Annotated in this window: 13 protein-coding genes; 8 read left to right on the forward strand and 5 right to left on the reverse strand. The window is 72.6% G+C overall.

All coding sequences use genetic code 11. The features are described 5' to 3' along the window. Positions 1-6: 6 nt before the first annotated feature. Together V1633_RS18845 and V1633_RS18850 are read right to left on the reverse strand one after the other, a co-directional pair. Positions 7-1,701: a sensor histidine kinase gene (locus V1633_RS18845; protein ID WP_331215663.1), complete on the reverse strand. Its 1,695-nt coding sequence runs from the start codon at positions 1,699-1,701 to the stop codon at positions 7-9. A gap of 14 nt (positions 1,702-1,715) precedes the next feature. After that, complete coding sequence (locus V1633_RS18850) at positions 1,716-3,530, reverse strand: AMP-dependent synthetase/ligase (protein ID WP_331215664.1); 1,815 nt, start codon at positions 3,528-3,530, stop codon at positions 1,716-1,718. 336 nt (positions 3,531-3,866) lie between these two features. Between V1633_RS18850 and V1633_RS18855 the strand changes: the two genes are divergently transcribed. The 6 genes from V1633_RS18855 to V1633_RS18880 all read left to right on the forward strand — a co-directional run bounded on the left by V1633_RS18855 (position 3,867) and on the right by V1633_RS18880 (position 9,707). After that, positions 3,867-4,322, forward strand: a complete 456-nt coding sequence (locus V1633_RS18855) for an SRPBCC family protein (RefSeq protein ID WP_331215665.1) — start codon at positions 3,867-3,869, stop codon at positions 4,320-4,322. A gap of 39 nt (positions 4,323-4,361) precedes the next feature. Continuing rightward, a complete protein-coding gene (locus tag V1633_RS18860; protein WP_331215666.1) occupies positions 4,362-5,513 on the forward strand; it encodes a hypothetical protein in 1,152 nt (383 codons plus the stop codon). Between the two features lie 116 nt (positions 5,514-5,629). Beyond that, positions 5,630-6,577 (forward strand): ROK family glucokinase, encoded by a 948-nt coding sequence (locus tag V1633_RS18865; protein WP_331215667.1) that lies wholly within the window; start codon positions 5,630-5,632, stop codon positions 6,575-6,577. A gap of 124 nt (positions 6,578-6,701) precedes the next feature. Continuing rightward, a complete protein-coding gene (locus tag V1633_RS18870) occupies positions 6,702-7,376 on the forward strand; it encodes an endonuclease/exonuclease/phosphatase family protein (RefSeq protein ID WP_407952062.1) in 675 nt (224 codons plus the stop codon). Positions 7,377-7,488: 112 nt separating this feature from the next. After that, positions 7,489-8,889: a flavin-containing monooxygenase gene (locus tag V1633_RS18875; RefSeq protein WP_331215668.1), complete on the forward strand. Its 1,401-nt coding sequence runs from the start codon at positions 7,489-7,491 to the stop codon at positions 8,887-8,889. A 17-nt stretch (positions 8,890-8,906) separates the two neighbouring features. After that, positions 8,907-9,707 carry an alpha/beta hydrolase gene (locus V1633_RS18880; protein WP_331215908.1) on the forward strand — a complete coding sequence of 267 codons (801 nt, stop codon included), beginning with the start codon at positions 8,907-8,909 and terminating at the stop codon, positions 9,705-9,707. A gap of 117 nt (positions 9,708-9,824) precedes the next feature. Here V1633_RS18880 and V1633_RS18885 read toward each other — a convergent pair whose 3' ends face one another. Together V1633_RS18885 and V1633_RS18890 are read right to left on the reverse strand one after the other, a co-directional pair. Next, on the reverse strand, positions 9,825-11,237 hold the full coding sequence (locus V1633_RS18885) for an alpha,alpha-trehalose-phosphate synthase (UDP-forming) (protein WP_331215669.1): 1,413 nt from the start codon (positions 11,235-11,237) through the stop codon (positions 9,825-9,827). Positions 11,238-11,436: 199 nt separating this feature from the next. Beyond that, positions 11,437-12,288, reverse strand: a complete 852-nt coding sequence (locus V1633_RS18890) for a DUF308 domain-containing protein (protein ID WP_331215670.1) — start codon at positions 12,286-12,288, stop codon at positions 11,437-11,439. Between the two features lie 253 nt (positions 12,289-12,541). Here V1633_RS18890 and V1633_RS18895 point away from each other — a divergent pair, with 253 nt between their 5' ends. Beyond that, a complete protein-coding gene (locus V1633_RS18895) occupies positions 12,542-13,273 on the forward strand; it encodes a lysophospholipid acyltransferase family protein (RefSeq protein WP_331215671.1) in 732 nt (243 codons plus the stop codon). A 34-nt stretch (positions 13,274-13,307) separates the two neighbouring features. Here the strand turns inward: V1633_RS18895 and V1633_RS18900 are convergent, their stop codons facing one another. Then, entirely contained in the window at positions 13,308-16,835 is a 3,528-nt protein-coding gene (locus tag V1633_RS18900) for an adenylate/guanylate cyclase domain-containing protein (RefSeq protein ID WP_331215909.1), read from the reverse strand. Between the two features lie 272 nt (positions 16,836-17,107). Between V1633_RS18900 and V1633_RS18905 the strand changes: the two genes are divergently transcribed. Then, positions 17,108-17,299: a hypothetical protein gene (locus tag V1633_RS18905; protein WP_331215672.1), complete on the forward strand. Its 192-nt coding sequence runs from the start codon at positions 17,108-17,110 to the stop codon at positions 17,297-17,299. Positions 17,300-17,344 lie beyond the last annotated feature (45 nt).

The following is a 17,344-nucleotide window of genomic DNA, read 5'->3' on the forward strand; positions in this document are numbered from 1 at the left end:
CTCGGGTTACTCCCCTTCTGATGCGGTGACGCTATCGCGCACGCTATCGCGCCGGGGCGAGGTTCCGAGCACCACTGCCACCGTCGTGCCGCTGGGGTGTCGCGGACTGATCTCTAGCCGGCCCCGGATACGTTCCGCCCTCTCCGCCATGATCGCAAGACCGTACCTGCCATCAGGGCGCTGGTCAGCGATGCCCTGACCATCATCCGACACTTCAATCTGGGCGAATGGGGGATCCACGGCACAGCTCACCCAGAGATTCGCGGCCCCGGCGTGCTTGCGGGCGTTCGTGATCGCCTCCTGGGCGATCCGGAGCAACTCCGCCTCGGTGGCGGCCGGCAGCCGGGCCGTCGACTCGTCGAGCGTGTAGTGCACCCGCAGCCCGGCGGAGGCGCCGACGGTACGGGCGTACTCGGCGATGGCGGCGGCGAGCCCACCGTGCCGGTCCACCTCGCTACGCAGCTCGAACAGGCTGAGTCGCAGCTCGGTGATGACCCGGGTCACCTCGGCCCGCAGCGCCCGCAACTCCTCGGCGGTCTCCTGCGCCCCGTCCGGCAGGGTGGCCATCGCGTTGTCGATGCCGTACCCGACCATCACCAGTTCCTGGGCGACGCCGTCGTGGATCTCCCGGGCCAGCCGCTGCCGCTCCTCGTTGGTGGCCAGCGAGCGGACCTCGTCGAAGAGCAGCGCCGCCTCCAGCCGCAGCGCCGCCGGCCCGGTCAACGCGGTCACCTGGGCCACCGCCGGGGACGGGTACGCGTTGGCGACGTCCGCCTCCAGGGTCACCAGGCCGACCGTGCGTACCCCGGCGACCAGCGGTACGACCAGCGAGGACACCTCGCCACCCCGGTGTGACCGGGCCTGCGAGCGGTTGGCGGTCTGCGGTTGCTGGCTCGCCCAGGCGTCGGCGATCGCCGAGTCCGCGTCCAGCGTCGTCTCCCAGTCGACCCGGTCCACGCCGACCTGGGCGAGGACCACCAGCCGGCCCCCGCCGCTGGCGGAGAGAACGGCTGCCCGGTCCGCCCGGACCACGCCGCGCAGCTCCTCCAGCAGGTGCTCCGAGATGCCGCCCGGATCGAGGGTCGCCCCGGGCAGCTGTCGGGCGACGCTGCGCAGCTGGGTCAGCAACCGGGTCGCCTCGGCGTACGGCTGCGGCCGGGTCTCGCCACGGGCCTGCAGGATGCGTTGCAGCGTGCCCGCCGCGGAGAGCCCGAGTCCGGCGAGGATCAACCACTGGGCCGCCGCCGCGAGGTAGCCGGGCTGGCCGATCTGCCGACCGCCGTCCCCGGTGGCCAACGCCCCGCCGACCGCGAGGGTGGCCGCGGCCACCACGGCCAGCGCGACGCCCTCCCGGGACCGACGCTGCAGCGCGGCGGCGGTGAGCGGCACCGCGAGGTAGGGCAGGATCGCCGAGGCGCCCAGTCCGGGCATCGGGCCGTTGATGGTCGCGGAGGCGGCGACCTGGGCGGCGGCCAGTCCGACGAGCACCACCTCGGCGAACCTGCCGAGCGGCGCGAGTACGCGGTGCTTGGGGGCGATCACCGCGGGGATGCCGGCGAACGCGAGCAGGGCGACCCAGCGGAGCTGTCCCGGATCCCGGGTGGCGATCAGCGTGAGGACCGCGACGAGGGCGAGCATGACGAGGCGCGCCGCCGTCGCGAGCGGGTGCGGGTGTGGTGGACCGGAGGTCGAGGCGGGCACCTGACGGATCGTAGTCAGTCGCCGTATATCTCGGCGATGTCCGCCGAGTAGGTTTTCGCGACGATGTTCCGCTTGACCTTGAGCGACGGGGTGAGTTCGCCGCTCGCCTCGGTGAAGTCCCGGGGCAGGATCCGGAACTGCTTGACCGCTTCGGCCCGACTGACCGCCCGGTTGGCCTCATCCACCGCCTTCTGGATCTCGGCACGCAGTTCCGGGTCGTTCCGCAGTTGTTCGACCGGACTGTCCTCCGGCCGGCCCTGTTCCCGCAGCCAGGCCGGCAGCGCCTCCTCGTCGAGCGTGACCAGCGCGGCGACGAACGGGCGCCGGTCGCCGACCACCATGCACTGGCTGACCAGCCGGTGGGCCCGGATCCGGTCCTCCAGTACGGCGGGCGCGACGTTCTTGCCACTCGCCGTGACGATGATCTCCTTCTTCCGGCCGGTGATGGTCAGATATCCGTCATCGTCGAGTTCGCCGAGGTCGCCGCTGTGGAACCAGCCGTCCGTGGTGAGCACCTCGGCGGTGGCCTTCGGGTTGTTCCAGTAGCCCTGGAAGACCACGTCGCCCTTGATCAGGATCTCGTTGTCGTCGGCGATCCGGATGGTCACCCCGGGCAGCGGTCGGCCCACCGTGCCGATCCGGGTGGCGCTGGGGAGGTTCACCGCGACCGCCGGTGAGGTCTCGGTGAGGCCGTACCCCTCGTAGACCCGGACCCCGACGCCGCGGAAGAAGTGGCCGAGCCGGGCGCCGAGCGGAGCCCCGCCGGAGACCGCGTTCTCGCAGCGGCCGCCGAGCGCGGCCCGGAGCTTGCGGTAGACCAGCCGGTCGAACACCCGGTGCCGCAGCCGCAGCCCCAGGCCCGGCCCGGAGGAGCTGTCCAGAGCCTCGCTGTACGCGATCGCCACCCGTTCGGCGGCGGCGAAGACCTTGCCCTTGCCCTCGTCGTTCGCCTTCTGCACGGCCCCGGTGTAGACCTTCTCGAAGACCCGGGGCACCGAGAGCACAAAACTGGGCTTGATTTCCTTCAGGTCGTTGACCAGGTTCCTGGTGTCGGGGGCGTGGGCCAGGGTGGCCCGGGCCCGGACCGTGCCGATCTGGATCAGCCGGGCGAACGAGTGGGCCAGGGGCAGGAACAGCAGCGTCGACGCCCCCTCGTTGAAGAGGTTGGGCAGCACCGGGATCGCGTTGCAGATGTCGGAGAGCAGGTTCCGGTGGGTCAGGGCGCAGCCCTTGGGACGTCCGGTGGTGCCGCTGGTGTAGATGATCGTGGCGAGGTCGCCGGCCCGGACCGCCCGGCGGCGCAGGTCCACCTCGGTCGGATCGATCCGCTCGCCGAGCGTGACCAGGTCGGCGATGCCGTCGACGTCGATCTGCCAGACCTGCTCCAGCCTCGGCAACTGGTCGCGGACCCCGGACAGGGTCAGCGCGTGCGCGTTCGTCTCCACCACGCAGGCGACCGCGCCCGAGTCGGCCAGGATCCAGGCCACCTGCTCGGCACTGGACGTGTCGTAGATCGGCACCGTCACCCCGCCGGCCGCCCAGATGGCGTAGTCGATCAGGGTCCACTCGTACCGGGTCCGGCTCATCAGCCCGACCCGGGAACCCGGGGTGATGCCGGCCGCGATCAGGCCGCGGGTCAGCGCGAGGACCTCGTCGCGGAACTGGCGGCAGGTGACCTCGGTCCAACCGCCGTCCGAGCCGTCCGACTCCGTGGCGCGTCGGACGAACTGCACACTGTTCGGCATCTCCTCCGCGTTGTCCCAGACCGGGTCGGTGAGGTTGGCCGCGTCGCCGATCGTGACAGCCGGCGGGACCGAAAACTCGCGCACCTGCACTCCCTCGTGCTCGTGTCGACCCGGTCCGCCGACGGCCGACCGGTCCGGTTACCTCCGCAACCTACCTGGCTGCCGGATCCGTCCGCCTCGCCAGGCCGAGCCGCAGCCGGTCGGCGGTCGGCCCGAGGGGTCGGCAGGGAGTGGCTGGCCGGGGGAGCGGACGGGGCGCGCCTGGCCGGGGTTCGGGCGGGACCGGGGGCGGGGAGTGGTTGGCCTGAGGCTCGGTCGGGGCGTGGCTGGCCGGGGGAGCGGACGGCGTGTGGCTGGACCGGTGAAACGGGGGTGAGGTGGTCGGCCCGGCTCATGCCGGTGCCAGGTAGCCTGCCGGGCATGGCGGATTCCTCCACCCAGTCGATCGTCATCGCCGCTCCGCCGGCCCGGGTGACCTCGGTGATCTGTGACTTCGCGCGTTATCCCGAGTGGGCCGAGGCCGTGAAGCGGGCCGAGGTGGTGGAGGAGTACGAGGACGGTTACCCCGCCCAGGTCCAGTTCGTGATCGACGCCGGGGTGATGACCGACGAGTACACCCTGGTGTACGAGTACGCCGAGGACATCTCGCGGATCGAGTGGCACCTGCTGCAACCCTCCCGGATGCAGCGGGTGCAGAACGGGTCGTACGACATCGCGGACAATCGCGACGGCACCTCGTCCGTCACCTACACGCTTGAGGTCGAGTTGTCGGTGGGCATGCTGGGAATGTTCCGGCGGAAAGCCGAGAAGATGATCATGGATGCGGCGTTGACGCAGCTCAAGCGGCGGGTGGAAACCTTGGACACGGCGTCTTGACCCACCGTCCAGCGCCCCCTCCGGCGTAAGGAGCCGATCATGAGAACAGGCGGTGCGTCCGGCGGTACGCCCGAACCGGGTTCCGCGCGGGAGGAGGCCGAACGTCTGGTCGCCGCCGCACTCGCGATGGCCCAGACGGCGGCGTCCGGGATGCGGTACCGGGCCGGGGCGCGTGACCTGGTCGGAACGGTCGGCCAGGTGATCTCCGACGTCCTGGACCAGGTGGCGCCCCCTTCGACCGGCACTCCGGCCGAGCCGCCCTCGACCGGTACTCCGGCGGGGCAGTCCTCGACCGGTACTCCGGCCGGGCACCCCCCGACCGAACCGGCGGGGCCGCCGCCGACCAGCGGTGTGGCCGGGCAGCCGACGGGATCGGCCGGTGAGGCGCCCCACCCGGGCGACGACCCGGTCCGGGAGACGGCGGGGCCGGCCGGTGACGGAGCGACCCGGCACGGTTTCGCCACCGGTGGACCGGAATGCTGTGTCTGTCCGGTCTGTCGGGTGGTCACCGTGCTCCGCGATCCGAGTCCGGAACTGGTCGAACGACTGGCCACCGGGGCCGGAGACCTCGCCGCCGGGGTGGCCAGCCTGCTACGGGCGTTCTCCGCAGTGGCCAACTCGGCCGGTCCGCGTACCACCGCCGACGACAGCCGGTCGGCCGACAGCGACGTCCGCGACGGGTGGTCGGCCGCTGGCGACGCCGGGGCGTACGGTGCCGCCGCCGGCGAGGGTCCGACGGCCGGGCCGGTCGGTGCCGGAGCGGAGGCCGGCCGCGCCGAGCGGGGCGGGGCCGACCGACCGGCCCCGGCCGACGCCGAGGATCAGGCACCGGGTACCGAACCGGACAGTCGACCGTCGGCGCCACGTGTTGTTCGTGACGTCCCGGGTGGGTCGGCGCAACGTCACGCCGACTCGGTGTGGCGGGAGGCCACCCGGACGGGGCATGATTCGGGGCCGGCAGTCGAGTCGGATGTCTGGGCGGCGGCGACCCGGGCCGCGAGTGCACCACCCGCGACCGGGGAATTCTCCGACCCGGGCGGGCGACCGGCGGCTCCCGGAGCCGAACCGGTGGACCAGGTCGGGCCGGCAGGGCCGGTCGGCCGGCGCCCGTCGGTGCCAGCCTCCCGGGCGCCCGAGGGGCCGGTGGACGCCCGACCGGCGGAGCCGGGGACGTCGGACAGCGGCGCCTGACGCCGGGCCGCCCGTCGGGCGGCCGGAGCGGGCCGTCGGTGCCGACGGACCGCGGGTACGGCGGCAGTGGCGGGAAACGACCGCGTGGAGCGGTACGGCAGAGGGGAGCGGCAGCGGTGACGCTGACCATCGGAGTCGACGTCGGGGGTACGAAGGTGGCCGCCGGCGTCGTCGACGTGGCGGGCGAGGTTCGGGCGCGGGTGCGCCGCGACACCCCCGCCGACGACGTTGCCAAGACCCGGGACGTCATCGTCGAGGTGGTCTCCGAGTTGGCGGCCGAGCACGAGGTGTCGGCGGTGGGCATCGGGGCGGCCGGCTGGATCGACGCGGCCCGCTCCACGGTGCTCTTCGCGCCCAACATCGCCTGGCGCAACGAGCCGCTGCGCGACTACGTCAGCGCCGCCGTGGGGCTGCCGGTGATCGTCGAGAACGACGCCAACGTGGCGGCCTGGGGCGAGTTCCGGTACGGCGCCGGACGGGACGCCGACAATTCGATGGTGCTCTTCACCATCGGTACCGGCGTCGGCGGTGGCATCGTGCTCGGCGGTGAGCTGCTGCGCGGCGCGCACGGCATCGCGGCCGAGCTCGGTCACATGCTCTCGGTCCCGGACGGCCACCTCTGCGGATGCGGCCGGCTCGGCTGCATCGAGCAGTACGCCAGCGGCAACGCCCTGGTCCGGTTCGCCCGGGCGGGCGCCCGGCAGGAACCCACCCGGGCCGGCATCCTGCTCGAACTGGCCGGCGGTGACGTCGAGGCGGTGACCGGCCCGATGGTGACGGCGGCGGCCCGGTCCGGCGATCCGGTCTCCTGTGCCGCGTTCGCCCAGATCGGCCGTTGGCTCGGTATCGGCCTGGCCGACATGGCGCAGATCCTCGACCCGGAGGTGCTGGTCGTCGGGGGCGGCGTGGTGGAGGCGGGTGAACTGCTGATGGGCCCGACCCGACGGGCCTTCACCGAGGCGCTCGCGGCGCGGGCCACGATTCCGGTGGCGGAGATCCGGCCGGCCGAAATGGGTAACACCGCCGGCCTGATCGGTGCCGCCGACCTGGCCCGACGGCGTTAGGAAGTCGGAGCGAGGGAGAAGACCCGTGGCACTGAGCCGGTCCGCCGACGCTGACGGCAGCGTGGGTGCGGCTGTCCCCGCCGACGAGAACGCGGTCGGGGCGGCCGGTGGGCGGGGAGTACGCCTGCGGGTGCTCTCGTACAACGTGCACGGCCAGCGTGACGACCTGGACGCGTTGGCGGCGGCGGTGCGCGGCGCCGCGCCGGACGTGGTGATCGTCCAGGAGGGACCCCGGCGGTTCCGGTGGCGGCACAAGTGTGCGGCCCTGGCCGACCGGTTCGGCCTGGTGGTCGCGGCCGGTGGTCTGCCGGCGCTGGGCAACCTGCTGCTGACCAGTCTCCGGATCCGGGTCCACCACACCTGGTACCGGCAGTATCCGTTGACACCGGGCCGGCATCTGCGCGGTGCCGTCTTCGCCGACTGCGCGATCGGGGCGACCCGGTTCACGGTCGCCGGCTCGCACTTCTCCACCGACCCGACGGAGCGCCCCGGCCAGGCGATGCTCTTCAAGGAGGAGCTGGTGGCGGCCCGGCATCCGGTGGTGGTCGGGGCGGACCTGAACGAGAACTCCGGCGGCGCCGCGTGGCGTACCGTCGCGGACGGTCTCACCGACGCCGGGCTCGCGGCCGGCGGCGCGGACCGGTTCACCTTCTCCTGCGCGCAACCCCGGGACCGGATCGACGGTCTCTTCGTGGACCCCCGGATCGAGCTGCTCGGCTACGACGTGCTGGACACCGTGCAGACCCGCCGGGCCAGTGACCACTTCCCGATCCTGGCCGACCTGCTGCTGCCGGCCTGATCGGCCGCTGCGGCGAGAAACCGGCGCGCGGCGGGCTGGACAAAGGGTGACGGAAGCCGGGAGGATTCCCCCCGCACGTCGGCACTCGTGCCGGACAAAAGGAGATCTCTCGGTGTCCACCCTCAGTGAGCAGGAGAGCCACGAGCCGGTCGCGACCCTGTGGCGGGACGGGCGCCCGGTCTACGACCGGGGCGGCACGGTCTGCGTGATCGGCGCCGGAGCCAGCGGGCTCACCGCCATCAAGAACCTCAAGGAGTACGGCTTCGGCGTCGACTGCTACGAGCGGGAGACCGGTGTCGGCGGTGCCTGGAACTGGCGGCACGACCGCAGTCCGGTCTACGCCAGCACGCACGTCATCTCGTCCCGGCCGTTGACCGAGTTCCCCGACTTCCCGATGCCGGACAGCTGGCCGGACTACCCGCACCACAGCCAGTTGCTGTCCTATCTGGAGCGGTACGCCGACCACTTCGACCTGCGCCCGCACATCTGGTTCGGCACCGAGGTGGTCCGCGTCGAACCGGCCGAGGGCGACCGGTGGGACGTCACCACCCGCAGCACCGGCGGCTACGGTGCCGAGCGCACCTCCCGGTACGCCGCCGTCGTGGTGGCCAACGGTCACAACTGGGCGCCGAAGATGCCGGCGTACGAGGGCCTGGACGAGTTCCGAGGCCAGGTGGTCCACGCCTCGGCGTACAAGGACGCCACCCAGTTGCGCGGCAAGCGGGTGCTGGTTGTCGGCGCCGGCAACACCGGCTGTGACATCGCGGTGGAGGCGGGTCAGCAGGCCGCCCGGTGCTGGCACTCGACCCGCCGCGGCTACTGGTACGTCCCGAAGTACTCCCTCGGGCGTCCCGCCGACCAGGTCAACCACGCGACGGCGGCGCTGCGGCTGCCGCTGTGGCTGCGGCAGTGGCTGTTCCACCGCACGTTGAAACTGACCGTGGGGGACCTGACCCGGTTCGGCCTGCCCCGCCCCGACCACAAGGTCTTCGAGACCCACCCGCTGGTGAACAGTCAGCTGGTGCACTACATCGGGCACGGTGCGATCACGCCGGTGCCGGAGGTGGCCCGGTTCCACCGTGCCGGGGTGACGCTGACCGACGGGCAGGAGATCGAGCCCGATCTGGTGGTGCTGGCGACCGGCTACCTCCCGCAGTTCGAGTTCCTCGCCCCGGAGATCCTCGGGACCGACGCGTCCGGGCGGCCCTCGTTGCACCTCAACGCCTTCGCGCGCTGGCATCCGACGTTGGCCGTCGCCGGCCTGTTGCAGCCGGACTCGGGCCTGTTCACCCTGGTGCACTGGCAGTCGGTGGTGATCGCCCGATGGCTGCGCCTGCGCGAGACCGCGCCGGACCGGGCCCGGGCCTTCGCCGCCGAGGTCGCCACCGGCAGCAACGAGCGGTGGCACTCCGCCCGGGTCAAGGAGAGCACCCGACACTGGTTCGAGGTCGGCCACATCGAGTATCTGCGCGCGTTGCAGCGCACGTTGGGCGAGCTGGAGGTGGCAGCGTGACCGCGCGGAGCGGACGGATGCGGCTCATCCGCACCCCGGAGTGGACCCGCCCGGTGCCGGCGGTACGTCGGGAGGTGCTCTCCGCCAGCCCGGAGGCGGACGAGGGCAAGCCGCCGCTGCTGTTCGTACCGGGGTTCGGGCACGGCGCCTGGGTCTTCGCGGAGAACTGGCTCGAACACGCCGCGTCGCGGGCCTTCCCGGCGTACGCGGTCAGCCCGCGCGGGCACGGCGGCAGCGGGCCGGCCCCGAAGGCGACGCTGCGGGCGTACGCCCATGACGTGGTCCAGGTGGCGGCGAGCCTGCCCCGACGGGCGGTGCTGGTGGGGCACGGCGCCGGCGCGCTCGTGACGGCGTACGCGTTGGCCCGTTACCCGGCCCGGGCCGGGGTGCTGGTCGCACCGGTCTTTGGCGGCTGGTCCACCCTCGGCGCGGCGGTGCGCCGCAATCCGGGCGGTACCCTGCCGGCGGTCTTCGGCGGCCCGCTGCGGCTGAACCGTCGCCAGTTGTTCAGCCGGGAGGTCCCGGACGCGACGGCCCGCGGCTACACGCAACGGCTCGGTCGGGCGTCGTCCCGGGCGCAGTGGCAGTTGCTCGCCCACCCGGAGCCGGAGCCGCCCGTCGGCGCCCCGCCGATCCTGGTGCTGGGCAGCCCGGACGACCGGGTGGTACCAGCCGGGGAGCTGACCCGCACCGCCCGCCGCTACGGGGCCGCGCCGCTGCTCTTCCCCGGGATGGGGCACGACCTGATGCTCGACGCCCGGTGGCGGGAGCCGATCGACGCGATCCTGGACTGGCTCGACAAGGACCTCGTCGGATAGCCGTCGGAGCGACCCGGCCGGGCCCGGCTCTCCTGCCCAGGCTGAACAGGCGGTCAGCAAAGGGCCCCTTCCGGGTCACCGGCTTCCGTCCGGCGACCCGGGAGGGGCCCTTCCCCGTCACGTGGTCAGCTGGGTGACCAGGGAGCCGCTCTGGTCCAGGGCGGTGAGGTAGGAGCGCGCCCAGGCCCGGATGTCGTACACCCGCAGATGGTCCCGCATCGCCCGCATCCGCTCGGTCAGGTCGGCGTCGCTGGCCTGCAGGGCCTGGATGAGGATCGACTTGAGCCCTTCCAGATCGTGCGGGTTGACCAGGAACGCCTGGCCGAACTCCGCCGCGGTGCCGGCGAACTCGCTGAGCAGCAGGGCGCCGCCGTCGTCCACCCGGGCCGCCACGTACTCCTTGGCGACCAGGTTCATGCCGTCCCGCAGCGGGGTCACCGCCATGATGTCGGCGGCCCGGTAGAGGGCGGCGAGTTCGGCCCGGTCGAACGGCTGGGTCAGGTAGTGGATCGCCGGCTCGCCGACCCTGCCGAACTCGCCGTTGATCCGTCCGACCTCACGTTCCACCCGTTCGCGCAGGACCTGGTACTGCTCGACCCGTTCCCGGCTCGGCACCGCCACCTGGACCATCACGGTGTCCCGGACCTTGACGTGCCCGGTGACGAGCAGCTCGCTGTAGGCCTTGAGCCGTTGCTCGATCCCCTTGGTGTAGTCCATCCGGTCCACGCTGAGGATCACCTGCTGCGGGTCGCCGAGGTCGTGCCGGATCTGGGCGGCCCGCCGGACCACGTCGGGGCGTCCGGCCAGCGCCTCCATCTCCGACATGTCGATGGAGACCGGGAAGGCGCCGATCCGGACCACCCGGTCCTCGACCGCGATCCGTCGGTCGGTGGCGGGCAGGCCGAGCACCTTGGTGGCGAGCTGTGCGAAGTTGTGCGTCGCCTGCGGACGCTGGAAGCCGACCAGGTCGGCGCCGAGCATGCCGAGCAGCAGTTCGGCGCGGCGGGGCAGTTGCATGAACAGTTCGGGCGGCGGGAACGGCACGTGCATGAAGAAGCCGATCCGCAGGTCGGGGCGGAGCGTACGGAGCAGTCGGGGGACGAGCTGCAGGTGGTAGTCCTGGACCCAGACCACCGCCCCGGGCTCGGCCGCCTCGGCCGCCGCCTCCGCGAACCGCCGGTTGACCCGCTGGTACGCCTCCCACCAGCGACGGTGGTAGACCGGCTGCTCCACCGCGTCGTGGTAGAGCGGCCAGAGGGTCGAGTTGGCGAAGCCCTCGTAGTGGTCACGGACGTCGTCCTGGGCCAGGGGCACGGTGTGCATCCGTACCCCGTCGATGTCGGCCAGGCTGGGTGCCGGACCGGTGCCGCCGGCCCAGCCGACCCAGGTGGCCGGGGTGTGTTGGAGGAGGGAGTGAAGGGCGCTGACCAGGCCGCCGGGGCTGCGACGCCATTCGCAGGCACCATCCGGCGCCACGCTGTCGTCGACCGGCAGCCGGTTGGCCACCACCACCAGGGAACTCTGTCGCATTCGGGCACCTCGTTCCGGGCGAGGCGACCACCGCGAATGACGAGCGATCGGGTAGTCGTGAGGGGAAGGTGACGTACAGCAGTATTCCTACTGATGCGAAATTACGCGATGGTTACGCGTGAGCACCACAGGGCGATGAATCTCGCGATCTGGGCGGTACGGGTCAGAACGCCGGAACGATTTCCGAGCCCCGGCCGACTCAGACCACCGCCCCGTCGTCCGGATCGTCGTCATCGTCGTCGCCTGGCCGGAGTCGCCAGATCAGCGTCACGAAGCCGGTGAGGATCCCGGCGAAGCCGAACAGGGTGGTCAGTCCCCGGTCGAGCGGGAGCATTTCCGGAAAGAGGAAGAGCGCGAAGCCGGCGGCGATGGCCAGCACCCCGATGACGGCGTACTTGGACGGCCGGGGCAGCGGGGGCGGTGGTGGTGGGACGTACCGCTCCTCGGCGTCGTCGGACAGGTCCGCGCCGAAGGTGTCGAGGCCGTCGAGCAGTGACGGCTCGTCGCGCCCGACCGAGATGCCGGAGATGTCGGTGGCGGACGGGAGCCGTCGGCCGCCCGGGCCGGCCGGCACCGGCGCGTCCGGGCCCGGGCGCGTCGACGTCGCCACCCCGCCCGGCTCGGTCGCCCCGTGCTCGGCGACGTCCTCCACCGCCGGCCAGGAGCGGGCGTCAGCGGCGACCTCGGTGTGGTAGCCGGCGACGATCCGGGCCCACTCGGCCTCCACGTCCGGGTCGGCACCGGGCGGCACCTGCTGGTTCGGCGGCTGGCCCGGCGACTCGTCGTCGGTCAACTGGGTCAGGTAGTCCCGGGCGGTCGCCAGGTGGCTCCGGTCGACGTACAGCCGGTCGACGGGCCGGGGCGGCATCGTTGTGGTACGGGTCACCGGGTTGAGGTCGGCGGACGGCTGTAGGTAGGCGGCGATCCCCCCGGCGGCGAGCACGTCGAGCAGGTGTTCGCCGAGACGCGGGTCCACGTCGCCGGCGACCGCGTACTCCGTCGCCTCCAGGCCGTTGTCCCGTCGTCCCCGACGGGCCCCTCCCGCTGTCACTCCGACACCCTCCCTACCGGCTCGTGACACCCGACGGCGCTCCTGCCGCCCGCTGCCCCACATGCCGTGCAATGAATCGTGACACGGCGGGGACTGGTTCCGGGAGTGCGTTGTGGCGTGCCGTACCGCTTCGTAGGCTCATGACCGACAGTTCCCGCCACGGCCGTCGGCCGGGCGCGACCGCGTCACCGGCGTGTGTGCCGGGCGGTCGCCGGGCAGGTGGGGACCTGCGGAACGCTCGGGAAGGACACCGGTGCTGTACGGGCTGATGAAGTACGTCATCCTCGGGCCCTGGCTGAGGCTGATCTTCCGGCCGCAGGTGGAGGGCAGGGAGAACGTACCCGACACGGGGCCGGCGATCCTGGCCAGCAACCACCTGTCGTTCTCCGACTCGATCTTCATGCCGCTGATGGTCAAGCGAAAAGTGACCTTCGTGGCGAAGGCCGAATACTTCACCGGCCGGGGGCTGAAGGGCGCCCTGGTGCGGATGTTCTTCGTCGGCACCGGCACCATCCCGGTGGACCGTTCCGGTGGCCAGGCCGCCCAGGCGGCGCTGGACACCCAGCTCTCGGTGCTGCGGGCGGGCAACCTGGCCGGGATCTACCCGGAGGGGACCCGGTCCCCGGACGGTCGGCTGTACCGGGGCAAGACCGGGGTGGCGCGGCTGGCCCTGGAGAGCGGGGCGCCGGTCATCCCGGTGGTGATGCTCAACGCCGACGAGATCCAGCCACCGGGCAAGCTGATCCCGAAGATCAAGCGGGTGAAGATCCGGTTCGGGCGTCCCCTCGACTTCTCCCGCTACGCCGGGATGGCCGGCGACCGGTTCGTGGAGCGGGCCATCACCGACGAGATCATGTACGAGCTGATGGAGCTCTCCGGACGCGAGTACGTCGACACCTACGCGCAGAAGGTCAAGAACCAGCAGCTGGCGACGGCGGCGAGCGGGCCGACCGCCGATCCGACGTCCGGATCGATCGCCGCCTGACGGTCCGGCGCGGTGCCGGGAGCCGGCGGCCCGGTCAGGAGGCGAGCATCGGCGTGCTGCCGGGAGCCGGCGGGCCCTGACCGATCCGGAGCAGGCCGGGCGCCCCGTTCCGCAGCGCGAAGGCGCGTACCTCGGTCAACGCCATCTCGGCCTCGGAACGGCGGTCCGCCAGCCGCAGTTCGGCGGCGGCGAGCGCCAGGGCGAGCATCCGGTCGGTGACGTCCGGGATCCCGGCGTAGATCTCCGCCGCCGCGGCGTACAGCTGCCCGGCCCGCTCGTGCTCGCCGTCCGAGCTGGCCAGCGCCGCCGTGACGGTACGCAGCGCCGCCTCCACCCACGGCGTGTGGTGGGTGACCCGGTCGAGCATGCCCCGGACCCGTACCGCCGCCTCCCGACCGGCCAGTGCGGCGGCGTACGCGGCGGCGGGCATCCACTCGCCACTGGCCAGGGCGGGCACCGCCGACCACGAACCGGCGAGTTCGTCGATCAGGCCGGCGGCCTCCGCTCGGCGCCCCTGCAGGGCCCGGCAGAGCGCGCCGAGCCCGAGCACGGTCCAGTGCAGCCGGTGGAAGCCGCTGCGCCGGGCGGTGGTCAACGCGTCCGTGACGTCGTCGTCGGTGGCCTCGCCGGGTACCGGCTCGTCGCGGAGCACCCGCAGGTAGGCCCGTACCCCACGGACCTGCATGTCCCAGCGACCGGCGGGAGTGTCGACGAACGCGTCGGCGACGGTCAGCAGCTTGCCGAACTCGCCCTCGCAGTACGCCCGCATCGCCTCGCCGGAACCGCCGGTGGCCAGCGCCTCGCCCCGGGTGAGGGCGGGACACGCGGCGACGAGTTCCCCGGACCGGATCCAGTCGCCCTCCTCCCGGACCGCGTACGCGAGGTTCTGCACCGCCCGGGGCCAGGCGAGGAGCTGGTGGGTCTGGCAGAGCTGGTGGATCTCGTACAACTCGGTCAGGCCGGCGGGGTCCCCGGCCTGGTAGCGGGCGGTCGCGACGGTGATCCGGGCGTTGGCCTGGGTCTCCACCAGCCCGAGCCGTTCGGCGATGTCGGCCGCGGCACCCGCCGCGGCGATCGCCGGATCCCGTTCGTAGTTGAGCATGTGCAGCCGGCCCAGCTCGGCGTAGGCGTCCGCCTTCTGCGCGGTGTCCGGCAGCGCGTCGAAGAGCTCGACGGCACGGTCCAGACAGGACAGTGCGCCGGCCCGGTCGGCGCGCAGCCAGGCGGCCTGCCCGAGCAGGGTCCAGGCCCGGGCCGCGTCGCCGTTCTCGCCGTACGCGAAGAGCCGCTCCGCCAGGGTGTGCAGCTGGTCGGTGCCACCACCGGCGAGGAAGCTGTTGCCGTCCCGGAAGTACGAGATCTCGGTGCTGAGCAGCTCCAGCCGCAGCCGGCCGACCGGGTCGGTGTCGTCGGCCAGTCCGAGTGCCCGGGCCGCGTGGTTGGCCGCCGCGTCCAGCGCGTGCAGCGCGTACGCCCGGCGCGCCGCCCGGTGCAGCGCGTCCCGGGCCGCCGGGGCGTACCGGCCGGTCGCCACACCGAGGGTGTGGGCGATCTCGTGCGCCGCCCAGCGGTGGTGCGCCAGCACCTCGGCCAGGTCGGTGTCCCGCCCCCGGGACATGCTGTCCAACCACTCGGCGGTGCGTTCGTGCCGCGCCACCCGCTCGGTACGGGGAAGCCGCTGGTAGCACACGTCCCGGACCAGCACGTGCCGGAACCGGAACTCGGCCTGGGCGGCCATCGTGGACGACGGCTGTTCGTGCACGAAGTCCCGCTGCTCCAGCCGGCGCAGCGCCCGTTCGACCGCCTCGACCGGCTGCCCCAGCGCGGCCGAGACCGCACCCGGCCAGAACTGCATGCCGACCACCGAGGCGGCCAGCAGCACCGCCCGGTCCGGACCGTCCAGCAGGTCCACCCGGTTGGCGATGACCGCGTGCACGCTCTCCGGCATCGGCATGTCGTGCCGCTTCTCCAGCGACCAGCCCCGACCGGACTGGCGCAGCGCGCCCTGCTCCATCAGCATCCGGACGTACTCGTGGGCGTAGAGCGGGTTGCCGTCCGCGACCTCGACCAGCGGACTGAGCATGTCGGTCGAGAACGCCGCCTGGCCGAAGATGTGGCCGTAGAGCGAGGCGATGGCGGCGTCCCGCAGCGGCGGCAGGGTGATGGTCAGCGAGCCGGTGATCGTCCCCGCCCAGCTCGGCTCCCGCTTGACCAACTCCGGCCGGGCGGTGCAGAGCAGCAGCAGCGGCACGTTCTGGGCGTACGCGCCGAGCAGTTCCACGAAGTTGAGCATTGCCTCGTCCGCCCAGTGCAGGTCCTCGAAGACCAGCACCGTCGGCTGCCGGGCGGCGAGCGCGACCAGGAAACGGCGCCAGGCCGACTCGGACTCCTCCGCCGGCAGGGTCGGGCCGGGCAGCCCGACCACCGGGCGGAGCGCGTCCACCAGCCGGTCCGCCTCGCCGGGACCGACCAGTTCGGCCAGCGTCGCCTCCAGCCGCCGGGCCGCGACCGAGGCCGGATCGGTGTCCAGGATGCCCGCCTCGGCCTTGACGATGTCGGCCAGCGCGGCGAAGGTGACGTTCTCGCCGAACGGCGGGCACCGACCCACCCGCCAGGTCAGCGGCTGGTCGGTCAGCCGCTCGGTGTGCCGGAACAGTTCCCGGACCAGGCGGCTCTTGCCGATCCCGGCGTGCCCGAGCACCGTGACGAGTTGGGGCAGTCGATCCCGGATGGACCGGTGCAGGGCGTTGACCAGCAGACCCAGCTCGTGTTCGCGGTCGATCAGCGGGGTGGTGTCGGGCTCGCGGTCGGGCGGCTGCCGGAGTACGGCGGCGAGCGCCAGCCAGACCTCGGTCGGCGTCGACCGGCCGCGCAGGGTCACCGGTTCCCGCGCGTCGTACCGGATCGCGTCCCGGGTCAAGGCGTACGTCGTGCCGCAGACCAGCACCCCGCCGGGCGGCGCCACCGACTGCATCCGGGACGCGGTGTTGACCACGTCCCCGGCCACGATCGCCTGACCGCCGTCCCGGGCGGCGGCCACGTCCACCAGCGCCTCACCGGTGGCCACCCCGACCCGGAAACGCAGGTGGTCGGCGCCGGTCGGGGTGAGGCGGGTCAGCACCCGCTGCAACTCCAGACCGGCGCGTACGCAGCGCAGCGCGTCCGTCTCGGTCGCCACCGGTGCGCCGAACAACGCCATCACCGCGTCACCGATGTACTTCTCCACCACCCCGCCGTAGTGGCCGATGACCCGACGGGCGGCGGAGAAGAACGAGGTCTGCATCTTCCGGACCAGCTCCGGGTCGGCGCGTTCGACGTACGGAGTGAAGTCGATCAGGTCGACGAAGAGCACGCTGACCCGGCGCCGGTCCTCCTGCCCGACACTGGCCCGACGGGTCGACTGGCCGGGGCGAGGGGTACCGCAGGCGGTACAGAACGCCGCGTCCGGGGCGAGCGGACGGTTGCACTGGGCACACGCCGGGGCGAGTTCGGTTCCACAGCCGCCGCAGTAACGGTCACCGGCTGCGGCGGTCCGGCCGCATGTCGTACACGGAGCGGAGATGCCGTCCTCCTACAGCCTCGAAGTGGCGTGTGCACTGCCGGGCGGCGCCCCTCGTCGGGGCGGGTCGGTCGGCGACCGTGGCGACCGTCGCCGGCCGGGATCGCGGAGGTCGGGTCGGCGCGGGCCGACCCGGCGAATCACCACGCCGAGTATCACCGCCCGACCCCCGTGTCGGGAACCGGGCTGTTGGCTAGCGGACAGTCCAACTGCTGGAGATCCACGATACAGTCATTGGCGCCGACCGATCGGTGAATATCAGGGAGAGATGGGCAATGGTATACGTTCGACTGGAAAAGGAATGGACCGACGGCGACGGTGTCGGCCACTCCTCGGGGGACATGATCGACGTGGACGCCGCCACCCTGGCGAAGCTCCAGGCCGCGGGCATCGTCGGAGGCGAGAGCGCCGACCAGGGCTCGACGGGCGGTGGCAAGGAGGGGACGGACTGGCTGGGTCCGACCTGATCCCGGAGGGGAACGCGCCGGAGGGCGTTGCGGAACTGTGCTGAG

It is taken from the genome of Plantactinospora sonchi, from assembly GCF_036422035.1.
Lineage (GTDB): Bacteria > Actinomycetota > Actinomycetes > Mycobacteriales > Micromonosporaceae > Plantactinospora > Plantactinospora sonchi.